Consider the following 15,458-nt stretch of genomic DNA (forward strand, 5'->3'; position numbering starts at 1 on the left):
CCCGGATTCGTTCATGAGTGTCAAAACCTCCCCGGTTGCCAAGCGCGCCGCCCCGCCGCGGCCGCGTACCAAGCCGGCTGAAGTGCGCCTGGAAGAGCTGATGGCCGCCGCCGAAGCCTTGTTCCTCAGCCAGGGCGTGGAAGCCACCACCATCAGTGAAATCGTCCAGCACGCCGAGGTGGCCAAGGGCACCTTCTATCACTACTTCGATTCCAAGAACGACATGCTGATGGCCCTGGGGCAGCGCTATACCCAGCGCTTCCTGGAGCGTCTGGAGGAGGCGGTGAATGCCTGCCCCGAGGATGACTGGGTGGCGAAGGTTTCCAGCTGGATCGGCACCAGCGTGCAGGCCTATCTCGACACTTACCGCCTGCATGACATCGTCTACCCCAACCACCATCACCACGACCGTGGCAATCCGCAAAAGAACGCGATCCTTGCGCAGCTGCAGGGCATCCTCGAAGGCGGCCAGCACGCCGGCTGCTGGTCCCTGGCCCAGCCGGGGGTGATTGCGTCGCTGATCTACGCCGGCGTGCATGGCGCCACCGACGATGTAATCGCCGCTGGCGAGGACGATGGTCGGGCCCTGGCCGAGGCCATTGTCCAGGCCTGTTTGCGCATGCTGGGCCTGCCACCCTCTTGACGTTTCCACGGGTAAAAGGAACGACCCCCCGATGAAAAAAATCAAACCCATTCTGGGCGTCGCACTGGCGGTGTTCCTGGCGTACCAGGCCTATGGCTCGTTCTACTACGGCAAGCCGTATGAGGCGCGTCGCTACAGTCCGGATCAGGCCTTCTACTACCAGAGGTACCGACTATTCAGCTGGCGCGCCTGGATTCCCACCATGACCATGCCCGGTGATGGCGACAGCTCGCGCTACAGCGTTGGCGGCTACCTGCGGGTGTTCAAGGCCGACGGCACGCTGCTGGGGCAGTCCTATGACGGCTGCATTGCGGTGGTGGAAGTGTTCTGGTACGACGATGCGGTGGGCGGTTTCGGCTGCAGCGAGCACTTGATCGCGCTGTCCGGGAAGGCCACCCCGGACTGAGCGTCCCGTCCCGGCGCCAGCCCATGGGTTATTGCTCGCGATGCGGCATCCAGGCGCTGCTCAGTCGTAGTTCGCAGCTCCTGTCGGTCGCTTCAGGACCTGGCTTTCCACAGGCCGAACTTGCCCGCCAGATCCAGCTTGGGATCACGCACCCGGGTCAGGTTGATCGCGGCGCCGGACCAGCCGCCCTCCATCTCTTCACTCAGGTGGTATTTCAACAGGTTGTACTGGATCGCCGTCCCTCCCAGTTGCTGGTAGCCGATGCGTGAGGTCACCGCCTCCAGCAAGCTGGAAATCAGGTATTGCAGCGGTGTTTCGTAGGCCTTGATGGCGATGCCGTAGTCGAAGCTCTCAGCGTTGCTTTCGCGAAAGCAACCGAAGAATTCCTGCTTGCTCATGCTGCTGGACATGGCCGTGTTGTAGCTCTGGCGACAGGCCTCCAGGTCAGCGGCGCCGGGCCGGGGCAGGGCCAGGTGGTTGTTGAGGTTCTTCAGGGTCACACAGCCCTGGGTGGCGATGACCTCGGGCATCAGGGTCACGTCCAGTTCGCCGGCACGGTCGGGGATGTTGTGCCAGGCGTTCAGGCTGTTGCGCAGCGGCTCCAGGCTGGCGCCGGGATAGCCTCGATAGCCGTACACATACGCCGGCGGCAGCACCAGGCCCATGACCGAATTCATCTGCGAGACCGTCAGGTTCTGATAGTCGCGGTCATAGATGCGCGCGCTGTATTCGTCGAGGGAATGGCGCAGCACCGAGGGCTTGAGGTTGCGCACCGACTTGCCGTTCTCCAGGGCCTCGAACAGGCTCTTTTCGTTGAGTTGGGACTTGACCTCCACAGTGGCGATCACCCCTTCGATCAGGTAAACGTCCGCCGAGCCGAAAGTGCGCAGCGTGGGGAAATCGTTGCGATAGATGATCAGGTCGATCTGCTTGGAGATGCCTCCTTCGGAGTCGATGATCTGCCCGGCACCGATGCTGATGTTGCTCGGCAGAAATCGCTTGAGGACGTCACGGATGAAACTCTCCCGGGCGTCGCCGAGGACGCCGGAGTGGCTGGCGATGGTGCTGCTGACGCTGAAGCTGAAGCTGCTTTCCAGGACCCGGGCGATGGATTTCGCCCATTTGCTGATGATTGCCACGAGGTCTTCCTTGAAGGTCAGGGGATGAGCAAGTCGAAATGGCTGGCGGCCAGGCGCTCGCCGTTGACCAGCAACTGCACGCCATGGCGTCCGGGATAGTGACGGCGGGTGGTCAGTTCGCGGATCTGCTGGTTGCGGCCCAGTTCCACCCGGGCCAGGCCTTGCAGGGTGAAGGTCTTGAGCTTGAACACCTTGCTCGCTGTGGCGCCTGAAGCCTTGACGTAGTCGATGGCGTAATCCACCACCAGGCGCTGGTTGCGGGGGCTGGTGGAGACCAGGGTCAGGGACAGGTTGAGGCTGTCTCCCAGGCGCAGTTGCCCGGGAGCCACCTGGAAGCGGTCGACCTCGACCTCGGGCCGGGCCCCGGCCCCGATGATCGCCAGGGCCCGACGGTCGCCCTGCTTGATCAGGCTGCGCAAGGCATGACGGGCGATCCAGGCGCTGTGGGGCTGCTCCAGGGGCCAGCCTTCCAGGCGCTGCAGGACCCACTGCGGATGGTCCTTGGTGATGTCGTTGAGGTGATTGGCCACGGATTTGCGCACGTACAGGCTGGGGTCGTTGCGCAGGTGTTCGAGGATCGGCGCCGCCAGCTGCGGGTCGGCCTGCAGCTGTTCCAGGCGAAACGACCAGGGCAGGCGCGGGCGGCTGCCCTCGCTGGCCAGGCGGCGTACGTGTTCATCCGGGTCGTCGGCCCATTGCTCCATCAGGGCCAGGCTGCGGGTGCAATCCTGGCGCAGGAAATGCCGCACGGCGAATTCCGAGGAGCCGAAGCGGGTGAAATACTTCAAGGCCGCCATCGACAGTTCGAAGTCATGCAGACCGTAGCTGGCCACGTAGTGCGGGAGGAAGATGCACACGAAGCGATTGTTCAGGCGGGGTGCCAGGGCGTGCAGCAACTCCAGGCTGGTGGGGTAGTCCAACTCCAGCACCTGGTGCAGGCTCTGACTGACCCGCGCCAGACGCTGCATCAACGACAGCTCGGCGAGGTTGTGGCTGGCTTGTTGCACAAAGCGTTGACGGTCGAAGGCCGGATACACCGCGAGCATGGCGTCGGCGATATGTTCCAGGCGTTGCTGGTTGAAGATTTCCTTGAGGGCCGGGGCGTTCTCTGGGGTCGAGCTCATCGGGCGTATCCATTCAAAGGCGAGGCGGCGCTCACTTTACACAAGCGCTCCTGACAGAACCTGACGGTAGTCGCTCAAGCGCACCGCGTGATTCAAAGCACTTTCCGGCGCCCTCACGACCGCCTTCGCCGGCAAGCCGGCTCCTACAGCGAAATGCGGTGTTTGGGCCTCCGTAGGAGCTGGCTTGCCAGCGAAGGGTACACCACGGCCCTCAGATCATTCCCCGGCGTCCTTGAGACCGCCTTCGCCGGCAAGCCGACTCCTGCGAGGTGGCGCAGGGCCGGCGGCTCAGCGCATCGGCGGCAGGGGGCTCTCGATCTGCTCGTCCTGCTCGTCGGCGGCGAACAGTCGGGCCAGTTCGGCGCGGGCTTCCTGGGCGGTCTGCAGCACTTTGGCCGCGTCGTCGTACACCGCGTGCTGGGCCGCCAGCAGTTGTTCGTCATGCTCGGTAAAGCGCTGGATTCGCGAGTCGGCCTGGGCCTGGCTGAGCCCCAGGCCCACCAGGGTGCGGCGGCTCATTTCCAGACTGGAGTAGTAGGTTTCCCGCACGGCCTGGGCCTCCAGGTCCACCAGCCGGTGCACGTGCTGGCGGTTGCGCGCCCGGGCGATGATCTTCAGGTGCGGGTAGAGCTTGCGTACCTGTTCGGCGGTCTTGATGTTGGTTTCCGGATCATCGGTGGCGATGACGAAGTATTCCGCTGTGCCGACCTTGGCCGCGCTGAGGATCTCCGGGCGCATGGGGTCGCCGTAGAACACCGGCATGCCACCGAAGCTGCGGATCAGTTCGATGGTGTCCACCGAGGTGTCCAGGGCGACGAAGGGGATTTTCTGCGCCCGCAGGATACGCGCCACGATCTGTCCCATGCGGCCCATGCCGGCGATCACCACCCGCGGGCTGTCGGCGTCGATCTGACGGTATTCGGCGGGCATTTCCACGGGCTTGGCCTTGGGTTTGAGCCAGCGCGAGCAGGCCAGCAACAGCAGCGGCGTCAGGGCCATGGACAGGGTGATGGTGAGCACCAGCAGGTCATGCAGGCGGGCCTCGAACAGGCCCTGGTCGCGACCGATCTTGAACACCACGAAGGCGAACTCGCCACCGGCCGCCAGCACCACGCCAAGGCGCACCGCGCTCTCGCGATTGAGGTCGCCGGCCAGGCGCCCGACCGCGTACAGCAGCGGCAGCTTGAGGCCGATCAGCAGCAGGGTCAGGCCCAGCACCGCAATGGGCGCGCTGAGCAGCAGGCTGATATTGGCGCCCATGCCGACGCTGATGAAGAACAGCCCCAACAGTAGGCCCTTGAAGGGCTCGATCTGCGCTTCCAGTTCATGGCGGTATTCCGAGTCCGCCAGCAGCAGGCCGGCGAGGAAGGCGCCCAGGGCCATGGACACGCCCACCAGATCCATCAGCCAGGCCGTGCCGATCACCACCAGCAGGGCGGTAGCGGTGGACACTTCCGGCAAGCGGGTGCGGGCGACAATGCGAAACACCGGGCGCAACAGGTAGCGTCCGCCCACCACCACCACGGCGATGCTGCCCAGCACTTGCAGGCCATGACGCAGATCCTCGGCGCTGCTGGTGTGGTGATCGCTGCCGGCCAGCACCGGGACCATGGCGATCAAGGGAATGGCGGCAATGTCCTGGAACAGCAGGATGGCGAAGGCCATGCGCCCGTGGGGGCTGTTCAGCTCCTTGCGTTCGGCCAGGCTTTGCAGGCCCAGAGCGGTGGACGACAGCGCCAGGCCCAGGCCCAGGACAATGGCGCTGTTCAGCGATTGGCCGAAGAGGAACAGGGCCACCACGCCGATCACTGTGCCGGTCAACAGCACCTGGGCCAGCCCCACACCGAACACTGCCTTGCGCATCACCCACAGGCGCTTGGGGGAAAGCTCCAGGCCGATGATGAACAGCAGCAGCACCACCCCCAGCTCGGAGATGTGACTGACGCTTTGCGGGTTACCCACCAGCCCCAGCACCGACGGGCCGATCAGCACCCCGGCCAGCAGGTAGCCGAGCACGGCCCCCAGTTGCAGGCGCTTGGCCAGGGGCACGATGAGCACGGCGGCGCAGAGGAACACGACGGCGGCTTGTAGCAGGTTGCCTTCATGGGGCATCGGGGGGACTCCAGGGAGAACGGGGCGCAGGTGATGATAAAGGCTCGCCGGTGACGATGAGCGCATGGGTGTTGCCAGTCTGCGCCCGGATAAAAACGGCGGGGATGTTCTGAGACTGGCGGTGCGCCCTTCAAGGCACGTCGGTGTGTAGGGCGCGCGGGAGGGGCGCGCGGGTCAGTGCGGCCACTGCTCCAGCAGGATCGCCACGAATTTTTCCGCGGCCGGCGACAGCGATGCACCGCGGCGGTACACCAGGCCCAGGGTGCGATTGACCACAGGCTCGGTCAGCGGAACGCTGACCAGGGTTGGGTGATCGGCGGCGGGCATGGCCAGGCTCGGCATCGCCGACACCCCGAGGCCAGCCTCCACCATGCCCAGTGACGTGGACAGGTGCTGCACTTCGTAGAACCACTGGGGACGCCAGCTCAAGCCGGACAGGGCATGGTCCAGCAGCATGCGGTTGCCGCTCAGGCGACCGACGCCGATCAAGCGATAGTCGCTCAGTTCCGACCAGGTCACCGAGCTGCGCTCGGCCAGTTCGTGGTCGCGCCGGCAGGCCAGGACAAAGGGCTCGTTGACCAGTGGCACGAACTCGATGTCCGGGTGCTGACCGCTCATCATGTTGATGCCGAAGTCCGCTTCGCCGCGCAGCACCGCTTCAAGGCCTTCGTTGGCACTGAGGTCGAGCAGACGGATGCGGATTTTCGGGTAGCGCTGGTTGTACAGGCGGATCACCGACGGCAGGAAGTAGAAAGCCGCCGTGGGGATGCAGGCCAGGGTCACCTGACCGATCTGCCGTTCTGCCAGCTCACGGATGTTGAGGATCGAGTCGTCGAAGTCGTCCAGCAGGCGTCGGGCCTTGGGCAGAAAGTCGCGACCGACGCTGGTCAGGCTGACCTTGCGCGTGGTGCGGTCGAGGAGGGCGGTGCCCAGGCCCTCTTCCAGCTTCTTCATGCGCCGGCTCAGGGCGGGTTGGGACAGGTGCAAGGCGTCGGCCGCTTCGTGAAAACTCCCCAGTTCGGCGATTTTCACGAAAGATCTTATGTCCTGGAGCTCATATTCCATGCTGGTTTCTCAAGGCGGGGAGGCGGGTGGAACGCTGCCGGACACGATATTTAATTCATGCGTGTAACGCAATAATCTCTCTGATCTTTGCATTGGAAACACTTTTTAATCCCTGACACTCTTGTGTCCAGAACATCAATTACCTCGATTGATTAACAAGAGTCAGTGTTCATGCAACGAATTCCTTGTGTGTTGATGCGCGGCGGCACCTCCAAAGGGCCGTTTTTTCTGGCCTGGGATCTGCCGGTGGCGGTGTCCGAGCGTGATGAGCTGTTGCTCAACCTGATGGGCTCCGGCCACGAGCTGGAAATCGACGGTATCGGCGGCGGCAGCCCGCAAACCAGCAAGGTGGCGATCGTCAGTCCGTCGCTGCACCCGGATGCCGATGTGGACTACCTGTTCGTTCAGGTCATGGTGTCCCAGCGTCGGGTCGATACCGCGCCCAACTGCGGCAACATGCTGTGCGCTGTCGGGCCTTTCGCGATCGAGCAGGGGCTGGTCAAGGCCACGGGCGCACAGACTCAGGTGCGGATTCGCAACCTCAACACCGGCACCTTGGTCAATGCCCAGGTGCAGACTCCCGATGGCAAGGTCAGCTACGAAGGCGACACCACCATTGACGGCGTGCCGGGCAGCGCGGCGCCGGTGGCCCTGACCTTTCTCGATGCTGCCGGCAGCAAGACCGGCCAGTTGTTCCCCACGGGCCAGCCCCAGGATTTGATCGACGGCATTGCCGTGACGTGCATCGACATGGCCATGCCCATGGTGCTGGTGCAGGCGGCTTGTCTGGGCAAGCGCGGCGATGAAACGCCGACCGAACTGGACGCCGATGCGGACTTTCTCCAGCGCCTGGAAAGCCTGCGCCTGAAGGCCGGCCTGGCCATGGGCCTGGGGGATGTCAGCGACAAAGTGATCCCCAAGCCGGTCCTGGTGTCCCAGGCCCGGCTGGGGGGCACTCTCGCGGTGCGCTATTTCATGCCCCACAACTGCCATCGGGCCCTGGCCATCACCGGCTCCATCGGCCTGGCTACCGCCTGTGTCACCGCCGGTAGCGTGGTGGCCGAGATGCTGGGCGGGGGCCACGAACCGCGTTTGCAAAAGGTCCGTATCGAGCACCCCAGCGGGGCAATAGATGTCGTATTGTCCTACAGCGGAAAAAACCCTGAGACCATCCGCGCCTCGGTGGTTCGCACTGCCCGCCGGTTGTTCTCCGGGTTTGTCTACGCGCCGGCTTCACAGCGCCTGGCCGGTTAGTCGTTGCTGTCAATCCGCGTTGCATCCACACAATTCTAAAAATGGGTGATGCCATGAAAGTTGTTAAATCGCTCTACTTCCAGATCCTCTGCGCCGTGTTCCTCGGGGTTCTGGTGGGGCACTTCTGGGCCGCGCAGGCCATTGCCCTCAAGCCTCTGGGAGATGCCTTCATCAAGCTGATCAAGATGATGATCGCCCCCGTGGTGTTCTGCACCATCGTCACCGGCATTGCCGGCATGAGCGACAAGCGTTCCCTGGGACGCCTGTTGAGCAAGACGATGCTGCTGTTCCTGGGCCTGACGCTGATCAGCCTGTTCATCGGTCTGGGGGCGGTTTACCTGTTCCAGCCTGGCGCGGGAATGAACATCGATCCCACCCGGTTGAACACCCAGGGGCTGTCCCAGTACACCGATTCAGCAGCCAAGCTGGGGGTGGTGGAGTTCTTCATGCACATCATTCCCGAGACCTTTGTCGGCGCCTTCAACAAAGGCGAGGTACTGCCGGTGCTGTTTATCGCGGTGCTGTGCGGGTTTGCCCTGTCGTCCCTGGGCGAGCGCGGCAAGCCGGTGCTGGAGGTGCTGGAGTCGGCCTCGCACATGGTGTTCAAGATTTTCTCCTACCTGATGCGTTTCGCCCCCGTCGGCGCCTTCGGGGCCCTGGCCTTTACCGTGGGCCAGTACGGCATCACTTCCCTGGGCGCCCTGGCCAAGCTGATCATGACCCTCTATGTTGCCTGCGGCTTCTTTGTCTGCGTGGTCCTGGGCGGCATTTGTCGGGCAAATGGCTTCAGCCTGTGGAAGCTGTTGCGCTACCTGCGTGAAGAGTTCCTGGTGGTGCTCGGCACCTCGTCCACGGAGCCGGTGATGCCGCGCATGCTGGAAAAACTCCAGGCCCTGGGCTGCCGCAAAAGCGTGGTGGGGCTGGTGCTGCCTACCGGCTATTCGTTCAATCTCGACGGTACGGCGATCTACCTGTCCCTGGCGGCGATCTTCATTGCCCAGGCGTGCAACATCGAGCTGAGTGCCGGCCAGGTCGTCACTATGCTGGCGATCATGCTGCTGTCGTCCAAGGGCGCCGCCGGCGTGACCGGCAGCGGTTTCGTGGCGCTGGCCTCGACCCTGACGGTGATTCATGACATTCCCCTGGCCGGCCTGGCGTTGCTGATCGGCATCGATCGCTTCATGTCCGAGGCCCGGGCCTTGACCAGCCTGGCCAGTAACGCCGTGGCGACGGTGGTGATCGCCCTCTCGGAGCAGGCGTGCGACCGCCAGGTGCTGATGCGCACGCTCAACGGCGAGCCGGCCCCGGCCCAGAGTGTCGAGCAAACCCCGCCCGCCACGCTGGCCAGCAAGCTCAGCTAGACCTGCAAGGCAACACTACCAACCCCCCATTTATTGCCTGTGCCGGGCGCCTTGATCGGGCCGCCCGGCGCCCAGGTGGCCGTGCGCCTGCGTGCCGGCCACGTTCATCATAAAAACAAGAGAATCGACATATGCTCGCTTTGCTCGGCCTCGCCATGGTGGTGGTCTTTACCGTCCTGATTATGACCAAGCGCCTGTCGCCCATCGTGGCCTTGACGGTGGTGCCCATTGTCTTTGCAGTGCTCGGCGGATTTGCCGGCAGCACCGGCAAGATGATGCTCGACGGCCTGAAAATGGTTGCGCCGTCGGCGGCGCTGTTGCTGTTTGCCATTCTGTTTTTCGGCTTGATGATCGATTCGGGGCTGTTCGATCCGCTGATCCGCAAGATTCTCAAGCGGGTCAATGGCGACCCGACAAAGATCGCCATCGGCACCGCTCTGCTATCGCTGGTGGTGGCCCTGGACGGTGACGGCACCACCACCTACATGATTACCTGCGCGGCGATGCTGCCGCTGTACAAGCGCATCGGCATGAACCCGATGATCCTCGCCACCATCTCCATGTTGTCCCTGAGCATCATGAGCGGCATGACCCCGTGGGGCGGACCGGCAACGCGCGCCATCGCCGCCCTTGGCCTGGATGCCGGCGAGTACTTCGTGCCGCTGTTGCCGACCATGATCGGCGGCGCCGCCTGGGTGGTGTTTACCGCCTACCTGTTGGGACGAGCCGAGCGCAAGCGTATCGGCAATACCCAACTGCAAAGCGGTGGCGGTGACTGCTACATCAAGGCGATTCTGGAAGACACCCCGCACAAGCGGCCCAAGCTGGCCTACGTCAACCTGCTGCTGGTGGTGGCGGTAATGACCGCGTTGGTGCTGGGCCTGATGCACTCGGCGGTGCTGTTCCTGATCGGTTTTGTCCTGGCGCTGATGATCAACTACCCGCAACTGGATATTCAGAAAGAGCGCATTCTCGCCCACTCGGGCAACGCCATGACCGTGGTGCTGCTGGTGTTCGCCGCGGGGATCTTCGCCGGTATTTTCTCCGGCACCAAGATGGTCGACGCCCTGGCACAGACCCTGGTGGACTGGATTCCGCCATCCTGGGGCCACCTGTTCCCGCTGGTGGTGGCGCTGACCAGCATGCCGTTGACCTTCGTCCTGTCCAACGATGCCTACTACTTCGGCGTGGTGCCGATTTTGGCCAACGCGGCGGCGGCCTATGGCATTTCTCCCCTGGAAATAGCCCGGGCCTCGATCCTCGGTCAGCCGGTGCACCTGATGAGTCCGCTAGTGGCCTCGACCCTGCTGCTGGTGGGCATGGTGGACCGTGATATAGGCGACTTCCAGAAAGCCACGGTGAAGTGGGCCGTGCTGACCTCTCTGGTCATTACCGCCCTGGCCTTGCTGACAGGCGCCCTGACCCTGTTCGTCTGATTCGTTCAAAACCCTCTTTCGTTGCCTGGCGCGCCTGCTTGCGGGGCGCTTGGCGAACTGCGCCTTGAATAACAACAACGAGAAGTACGACATGAGCCATTTGCTGATTCGCGCAACGGTATTTTCCTGCTTGAGCCTGCCGCCGGTGGCGGGGCTCCAGGCCGCTGACTTCATCGACGACAGCAGCCTCAAGCTGCAATTGCGCAACGTCTATTTCAACGAAAACTTCCGCGACGAACACGGCCTCAGCGCCAAGGCTGCGCGCACCGCCAAGAGCGAGCGCACCGAATGGGCCCAGGGTTTCCTGCTCGATTATCAGTCCGGATTCACCCCCGGCACCCTGGGGTTCGGGGTCGATGCCCTGGGGCTGCTGGGGGTTCGGCTCGATTCCGGCAAGGGGCGCAGTGGAACCGGGCTGCTGCCGGTGCATGACGACGGTCGCGCCGCCGGCGAATTTGCCAGTGCCGGCGCCACGGCCAAGGTGCGGCTGGCCAAGACCACGCTCAAGTACGGCACCCTGCTGCCCAAGACCCCGGTGCTGGTTTACAACGATGCCCGTCTGCTGCCGCAGACCTATCAGGGGACCCAGCTCAGCAGCACGGATATCGACGGCTTGAGTTTGACGGGCGGTTATCTGCAGCGCTTCAAACTGCGGGACTCCACCGACAGCGTGGGGCTGGTGCCCGACGGCTACAGCGGCGGCCAGTCCGGGGACTTCCGTTACGGCGGGGCCGAATACAAGTGGAGCAAGAACCTGCGCCTGAGCTATTTCCATGGCCAGCTTGAGAACTTCTATCGACAGGACTTTGTCGGTCTTCAGCACGACCTGGCGCTGGGGCAGGGGACGTTGACCAGCGATCTGCGCTACTTCCGCAGCGCCGACTCAGGCGCGGCCTTTGACGGCAAGATCGCCAACCGCATGCTCAGCGGCCAACTGACCTACGCGATCGCCGGGCATTCCCTCGGCGGTGGCTATCAGCGCCTCAGTGGCGATGCCGGCTTGCCGTATATCAGCGGCGCCACGGTCTACTCCTTCAGTAACGCCGGCATCGGCAAGTTCATCGAGGAGGGCGAGAAGACCTGGATGCTCGGCTATGGCTACAACTTCGCCAGCCTGGGTGTCCCCGGCCTGACCTTCAGCTCGCGCTACCTGAGCGGCAATGACGGCAAGTCCAAGACCCGCGTCGATGAATGGGAGCGCGACAGCGAACTGGCCTATGTGCTCCAGCAAGGCTCGCTCAAGGGGCTGGGGGTGAAGCTGCGCAATTATGTGTATCGCTCCGACTACTCTCGTGGACGCGACAGCAACCGCCTCTACATCACTTACGACATTGCCCTCTGGTAGCGCATTTACAGCGGCTTGAAGCGCCCATCCCACTGCGGGTCCAGGCGCTGGATGCGCGCGGCCAGCGGCGGGTGGGTGGCCATCAGGCGCTCCAGGCGCAGTTTCACCCCCTGATGGAAATACAGATGGCTGTACTGGGCGGCGGCGAAGGCGCGCAGGCGTGAACCGGCGCTGCTGCCGCCGATCTTTTTCAGGGCGCCGGCAATGCCCTGGGGGTTGCGGGTGAACTGCACCGCCGAGGCGTCGGCGAGAAACTCGCGCTGGCGGCAGATGGCGGCCTTGATCAGGTTGCCCAGCAGGCTGCCCAGGGAGCCGAAGATCAGCAGGGCCAGGCCCAGCACGGCGAACACGATCTGCCAGAAGAAGCGGTGGCGGTCGCTGCCCAGGTGCTGCTTTTCGGCCTGGCGCAGCACCGCGATGCCGGCGAGGCTGAACACCAGCAGGCCGTGGATCACCGCCAGCAAGTGGGTGTTGAGGCGCATGTCGCCGTTGTGAATGTGGCTGAACTCATGGGCGACCATGCCCTGCAACTCGTCGCGGTCCAGGTGGATAAGGGCACCGCGAGTGATTCCGAGCACCGCCTGCTGCGGCGTCAGCCCGGCGGCGAAGGCATTGATTGCGTCTTCCGGCAGTACATACACGGCCGGCATCGAGGCGCCGGAGGCCAGGGCCATTTCCTCGACGATATTGAGCAGTCGCTGTTCCTCGCTGCCCCGCGGTGAGTCATTGATCAGGCGCCCGCCCAGATGCTCGGCGATCACCTTGCCGCCGGCCCGCAGGCGCCAGGTCTTGTACCAACTGCCCAGCACCACCACCAGCAGCATGAGCAGTGCCACGACCGCGACGACGGTCCAGTTCAGCACCTTGGGCTGGCCGTACTCCTGGCTCAGCTCGCGCCACAACAAGCCCAGCCCGAGGCTGCTGAGGCTGACCAGGGTGGTCACCGCCAGGGTCATCAACAGCAGCAGTTTGAGGGTGTGGCGCCGGGCGCGGGCCTGGTGTTGAAAGAACTTCATGCAAGCTTCCGGGGGCAGGCGGCGGGGTTACTGGAACGATACTTTGCTGGCGTCTTGAATTTGCGCGCTGTCGGCGAATTGCAGCAGGGCGGCGTCGGCCCGGTGGCCGAACAGCCCGGCGAAAAACAGCGCCGGCACCTGCTGTTTGCACAGGTTGTAGTCGGTCACGGCGTCGTTGAAGGCCTGGCGGGCGTAGGCGACCTTGTTCTCGGTGCTGGTGAGCTCTTCGCTGAGCTGCGCCATGTTCTGCGAGGCCTTGAGTTCAGGATAGGCCTCCAGGCTCAGGTGCAGGCGGTCGAGAACCTGATCCAGGGCGCTCTGGTCCTGGCCCAGGCGGGCGATGCGTGCGCTGTCGCCGGGTTGCGCGGCGGCCGCTTGCAGACTGTCCCGGGCACTGTTGCGCGCCTCGGCCAGGGCGGTCAGGGTCTGGCGCTCGTGCTGCAGGTAGCCTTTGACGGTTTCCAACAGGTTGGGAATCAGGTCGTAGCGGCGCTTGAGTTGCACTTCGATCTGGGCGAAGGCATTGCGCAAGCGGTTGCGCCGGGTCGTCAGTCGGTTGTAGAGGCTGACCAGGTACAGCGCCAGCAAGGCGAGCAGCACCAGGGTGACGATATCGGCGGTGGCCATGGGATGTCCTTATCGGGGTGGGGCGTGGGGGCGGCAATGGTAACGGAAACTTCCCGGGCAGCGACAGACCTTTGCCCGAGCGCGATTCAAGGATTGCCACGGGCCGGCAATTCTGCGAAAAAGCGCTCGGCGTTCGCCGGCCTCAAGCTCGGCCGGGCGCTTTTTATTCAATGAACCAGGGACAGGTGATGGACAAGATCATGCTCAGGTTGACCGTGGTCGACGACTATCCGCCGGCAGCCAGCGAAGGTGTCTGGGCGCAGCAGCAGCCAGATGGCCTGTACCGTATCGCCAATATTCCCTTCTATTCCCCGGATGTCTGTTACGAGGACGACGTAGCAGTCCAGGTGCAGGCCGATGGCTTGAAGTGGTTCAAGCACATCGCGCGCAGCAGTGGCAACAGCACGCTGCGCCTGGTGTTTTTTGAAACCGGCCGGGCCCGGGCACCCGAGGTGCTGGAACGGATCAATGCCCTGGGCTGCCGTTGGGAGGGCATGAGCAAGGCCTTCTACTCAATCAATGTGCCTGCCTCGGTGCTGCTGGACAGCGTGCTGGACTACCTGCAGGCATGCTTTGAACAGGGTTGGCTGGACTATGAGTCCGGGTTGTTGCGCCAGTGAACGGTATAAGGAGTAAAGGCTGATGAGCTTCAAGTTTCATGCAACCACCTACAGTGCCTGCACTGAGGACGAAGTCCAGATCCTGGGCTTTGCCGATGATGGGCAACAGCCAGGGCACTACCTGCTGCTGCAGCGTGCCGAATGCGTTGACGAGCAGGATCGGCAACTGGGCATGGACACTTACTATGTAGAGCTGGGCGGGCAGGACGTGGCCGGCTACGGCGGCATCGAGCGGCTGCAATTGGCGCCGGGGCGCTTGACCCTGCATTTTTCCCGCACCCTGGCCTGGTGCCGGGCCTTGCCCAGCCTTGAAGTCAGCTGGGATGCAGGGCTGGCCAGCGTCGAGGAGGTCGAGGCGGCGTTCGGCGAGATGTTTGTCGGCACCGACACCGGTATCCAGGTCCAGCACGGGCCGGGCGCAGCGCAGTGATTGCCAGGCAGCGGCAATTTTGCGAAAAAGCCCGCCGCGGTCCCGTGACGGGGCAATGTTTGAACGGGAGTGAAGCATGAGCGACGAATTGCAGGTGATCGATATCCAGCCGGGCGATGGCAAGGCCGTGGTCAAGGGGGCTTTGATCACCACCCAGTACCGGGGTTTTCTGGAGGACGGCAGCAGCTTCGATTCCTCCTATGATCGCGGCAAGCCGTTCCAGTGCGTGATCGGCACTGGGCGGGTGATCAAGGGTTGGGACCAGGGCCTGATGGGCATGCAAGTGGGCGGCAAGCGCAAACTGCTGGTGCCGGCGCACCTGGGCTACGGCGAGCGCAGCATGGGCGCGATCCCGCCCAATTCCAACCTGATCTTCGAGATCGAGTTGCTGGAAGTGCTGACCCGGGATGATTGAGGCTGAGGCCCGAACCTCAGGAGAAAGGCCGATGCCTGCCAACAAGGCTTGTGCGGTACTGCTGCGCCACACCACTGAGCTTGAGGTCTTGGCTTTTCGCCACCCGCTGGCGGGTCTGCAACTGGTCAAGGGCACGGTGGAGGCGGGAGAGTCGACGGCCGCCGCGGCGGTCCGCGAGCTGGCGGAAGAGGCTGGCGTCCAGGCCGAGGAAAGCCGCTTTCTGGGGCTATGGCACTCGGGTTTTTCCGCTCAGGTGTGGGCCTTTCATGAGTGTCGGGTGGGGGCGCAATTGCCAGAGTGCTGGACGCATTTCACCGAGGATGATGGCGGCCATCACTTCGAGTTTTTCTGGCATCCCCTGGCCAGCCCGCCGTCGGCCCAATGGCACCCGCTGTTTCAAGCGGCCCTGGGCTTTCTGCATGAGCGGTTGCTCGGCGCGGGTCGCGAGGCCTAGACCCGGCTGCC

The 15,458-nt window shown here is 63.7% G+C and carries 16 protein-coding genes; 10 read left to right on the plus strand and 6 right to left on the minus strand.

The window, feature by feature from the left end; genetic code table 11:
* The first annotated feature begins 13 nt into the window (after positions 1-13).
* Positions 14-643: a TetR/AcrR family transcriptional regulator gene (locus P7C00_RS13600; protein ID WP_404939475.1), complete on the plus strand. Its 630-nt coding sequence runs from the start codon at positions 14-16 to the stop codon at positions 641-643.
* A gap of 31 nt (positions 644-674) precedes the next feature.
* Entirely contained in the window at positions 675-1,049 is a 375-nt protein-coding gene (locus tag P7C00_RS13605; RefSeq protein WP_404939477.1) for a hypothetical protein, read from the plus strand.
* A gap of 92 nt (positions 1,050-1,141) precedes the next feature.
* Here P7C00_RS13605 and P7C00_RS13610 read toward each other — a convergent pair whose 3' ends face one another.
* The 4 genes from P7C00_RS13610 to P7C00_RS13625 all read right to left on the minus strand — a co-directional run bounded on the left by P7C00_RS13610 (position 1,142) and on the right by P7C00_RS13625 (position 6,489).
* Positions 1,142-2,188 carry a DUF6602 domain-containing protein gene (locus P7C00_RS13610; protein ID WP_404939479.1) on the minus strand — a complete coding sequence of 349 codons (1,047 nt, stop codon included), beginning with the start codon at positions 2,186-2,188 and terminating at the stop codon, positions 1,142-1,144.
* A 17-nt stretch (positions 2,189-2,205) separates the two neighbouring features.
* A complete protein-coding gene (locus tag P7C00_RS13615) occupies positions 2,206-3,312 on the minus strand; it encodes a DNA alkylation repair protein (RefSeq protein ID WP_346635799.1) in 1,107 nt (368 codons plus the stop codon).
* A 288-nt stretch (positions 3,313-3,600) separates the two neighbouring features.
* The gene (locus P7C00_RS13620; protein ID WP_346635800.1) at positions 3,601-5,424 is read right to left on the minus strand and encodes a monovalent cation:proton antiporter-2 (CPA2) family protein; all 1,824 of its coding nucleotides are present in this window, start codon (positions 5,422-5,424) and stop codon (positions 3,601-3,603) included.
* A gap of 174 nt (positions 5,425-5,598) precedes the next feature.
* Positions 5,599-6,489, minus strand: a complete 891-nt coding sequence (locus P7C00_RS13625) for a LysR family transcriptional regulator (protein ID WP_016966118.1) — start codon at positions 6,487-6,489, stop codon at positions 5,599-5,601.
* A 171-nt stretch (positions 6,490-6,660) separates the two neighbouring features.
* Here P7C00_RS13625 and P7C00_RS13630 point away from each other — a divergent pair, with 171 nt between their 5' ends.
* The 4 genes from P7C00_RS13630 to P7C00_RS13645 all read left to right on the plus strand — a co-directional run bounded on the left by P7C00_RS13630 (position 6,661) and on the right by P7C00_RS13645 (position 11,885).
* Complete coding sequence (locus P7C00_RS13630) at positions 6,661-7,743, plus strand: 4-oxalomesaconate tautomerase (RefSeq protein WP_346635801.1); 1,083 nt, start codon at positions 6,661-6,663, stop codon at positions 7,741-7,743.
* 41 nt (positions 7,744-7,784) lie between these two features.
* Positions 7,785-9,104: a C4-dicarboxylate transporter DctA gene (gene dctA / locus P7C00_RS13635; RefSeq protein WP_346635802.1), complete on the plus strand. Its 1,320-nt coding sequence runs from the start codon at positions 7,785-7,787 to the stop codon at positions 9,102-9,104.
* Between the two features lie 131 nt (positions 9,105-9,235).
* Positions 9,236-10,540, plus strand: a complete 1,305-nt coding sequence (locus tag P7C00_RS13640; protein WP_346635803.1) for a citrate:proton symporter — start codon at positions 9,236-9,238, stop codon at positions 10,538-10,540.
* A gap of 91 nt (positions 10,541-10,631) precedes the next feature.
* The gene (locus tag P7C00_RS13645) at positions 10,632-11,885 is read left to right on the plus strand and encodes an OprD family porin (RefSeq protein ID WP_346635835.1); all 1,254 of its coding nucleotides are present in this window, start codon (positions 10,632-10,634) and stop codon (positions 11,883-11,885) included.
* A 5-nt stretch (positions 11,886-11,890) separates the two neighbouring features.
* Here P7C00_RS13645 and P7C00_RS13650 read toward each other — a convergent pair whose 3' ends face one another.
* Together P7C00_RS13650 and P7C00_RS13655 are read right to left on the minus strand one after the other, a co-directional pair.
* A complete protein-coding gene (locus P7C00_RS13650; RefSeq protein ID WP_346635804.1) occupies positions 11,891-12,901 on the minus strand; it encodes a M48 family metallopeptidase in 1,011 nt (336 codons plus the stop codon).
* Positions 12,902-12,928: 27 nt separating this feature from the next.
* Positions 12,929-13,528 (minus strand): LemA family protein, encoded by a 600-nt coding sequence (locus P7C00_RS13655; RefSeq protein ID WP_346635805.1) that lies wholly within the window; start codon positions 13,526-13,528, stop codon positions 12,929-12,931.
* 170 nt (positions 13,529-13,698) lie between these two features.
* On the opposite strand from P7C00_RS13655, the gene P7C00_RS13660 reads away from it, so the two are divergent.
* From P7C00_RS13660 to P7C00_RS13675, 4 genes are all read left to right on the plus strand, one after another.
* On the plus strand, positions 13,699-14,148 hold the full coding sequence (locus P7C00_RS13660) for a DUF4265 domain-containing protein (protein ID WP_404939481.1): 450 nt from the start codon (positions 13,699-13,701) through the stop codon (positions 14,146-14,148).
* A 22-nt stretch (positions 14,149-14,170) separates the two neighbouring features.
* Positions 14,171-14,578 (plus strand): Imm10 family immunity protein, encoded by a 408-nt coding sequence (locus P7C00_RS13665; protein WP_346635807.1) that lies wholly within the window; start codon positions 14,171-14,173, stop codon positions 14,576-14,578.
* Between the two features lie 76 nt (positions 14,579-14,654).
* Positions 14,655-14,993, plus strand: coding sequence for an FKBP-type peptidyl-prolyl cis-trans isomerase (locus P7C00_RS13670; RefSeq protein ID WP_011060802.1), 339 nt, complete (start codon positions 14,655-14,657; stop codon positions 14,991-14,993).
* A gap of 31 nt (positions 14,994-15,024) precedes the next feature.
* Positions 15,025-15,447 (plus strand): NUDIX domain-containing protein, encoded by a 423-nt coding sequence (locus P7C00_RS13675; RefSeq protein ID WP_346635818.1) that lies wholly within the window; start codon positions 15,025-15,027, stop codon positions 15,445-15,447.
* Positions 15,448-15,458: the final 11 nt, after the last annotated feature.

Origin of the sequence: Pseudomonas sp. JDS08PS003 (assembly GCF_045013505.1) — a bacterium.
Classification (GTDB): domain Bacteria; phylum Pseudomonadota; class Gammaproteobacteria; order Pseudomonadales; family Pseudomonadaceae; genus Aquipseudomonas; species Aquipseudomonas protegens_B.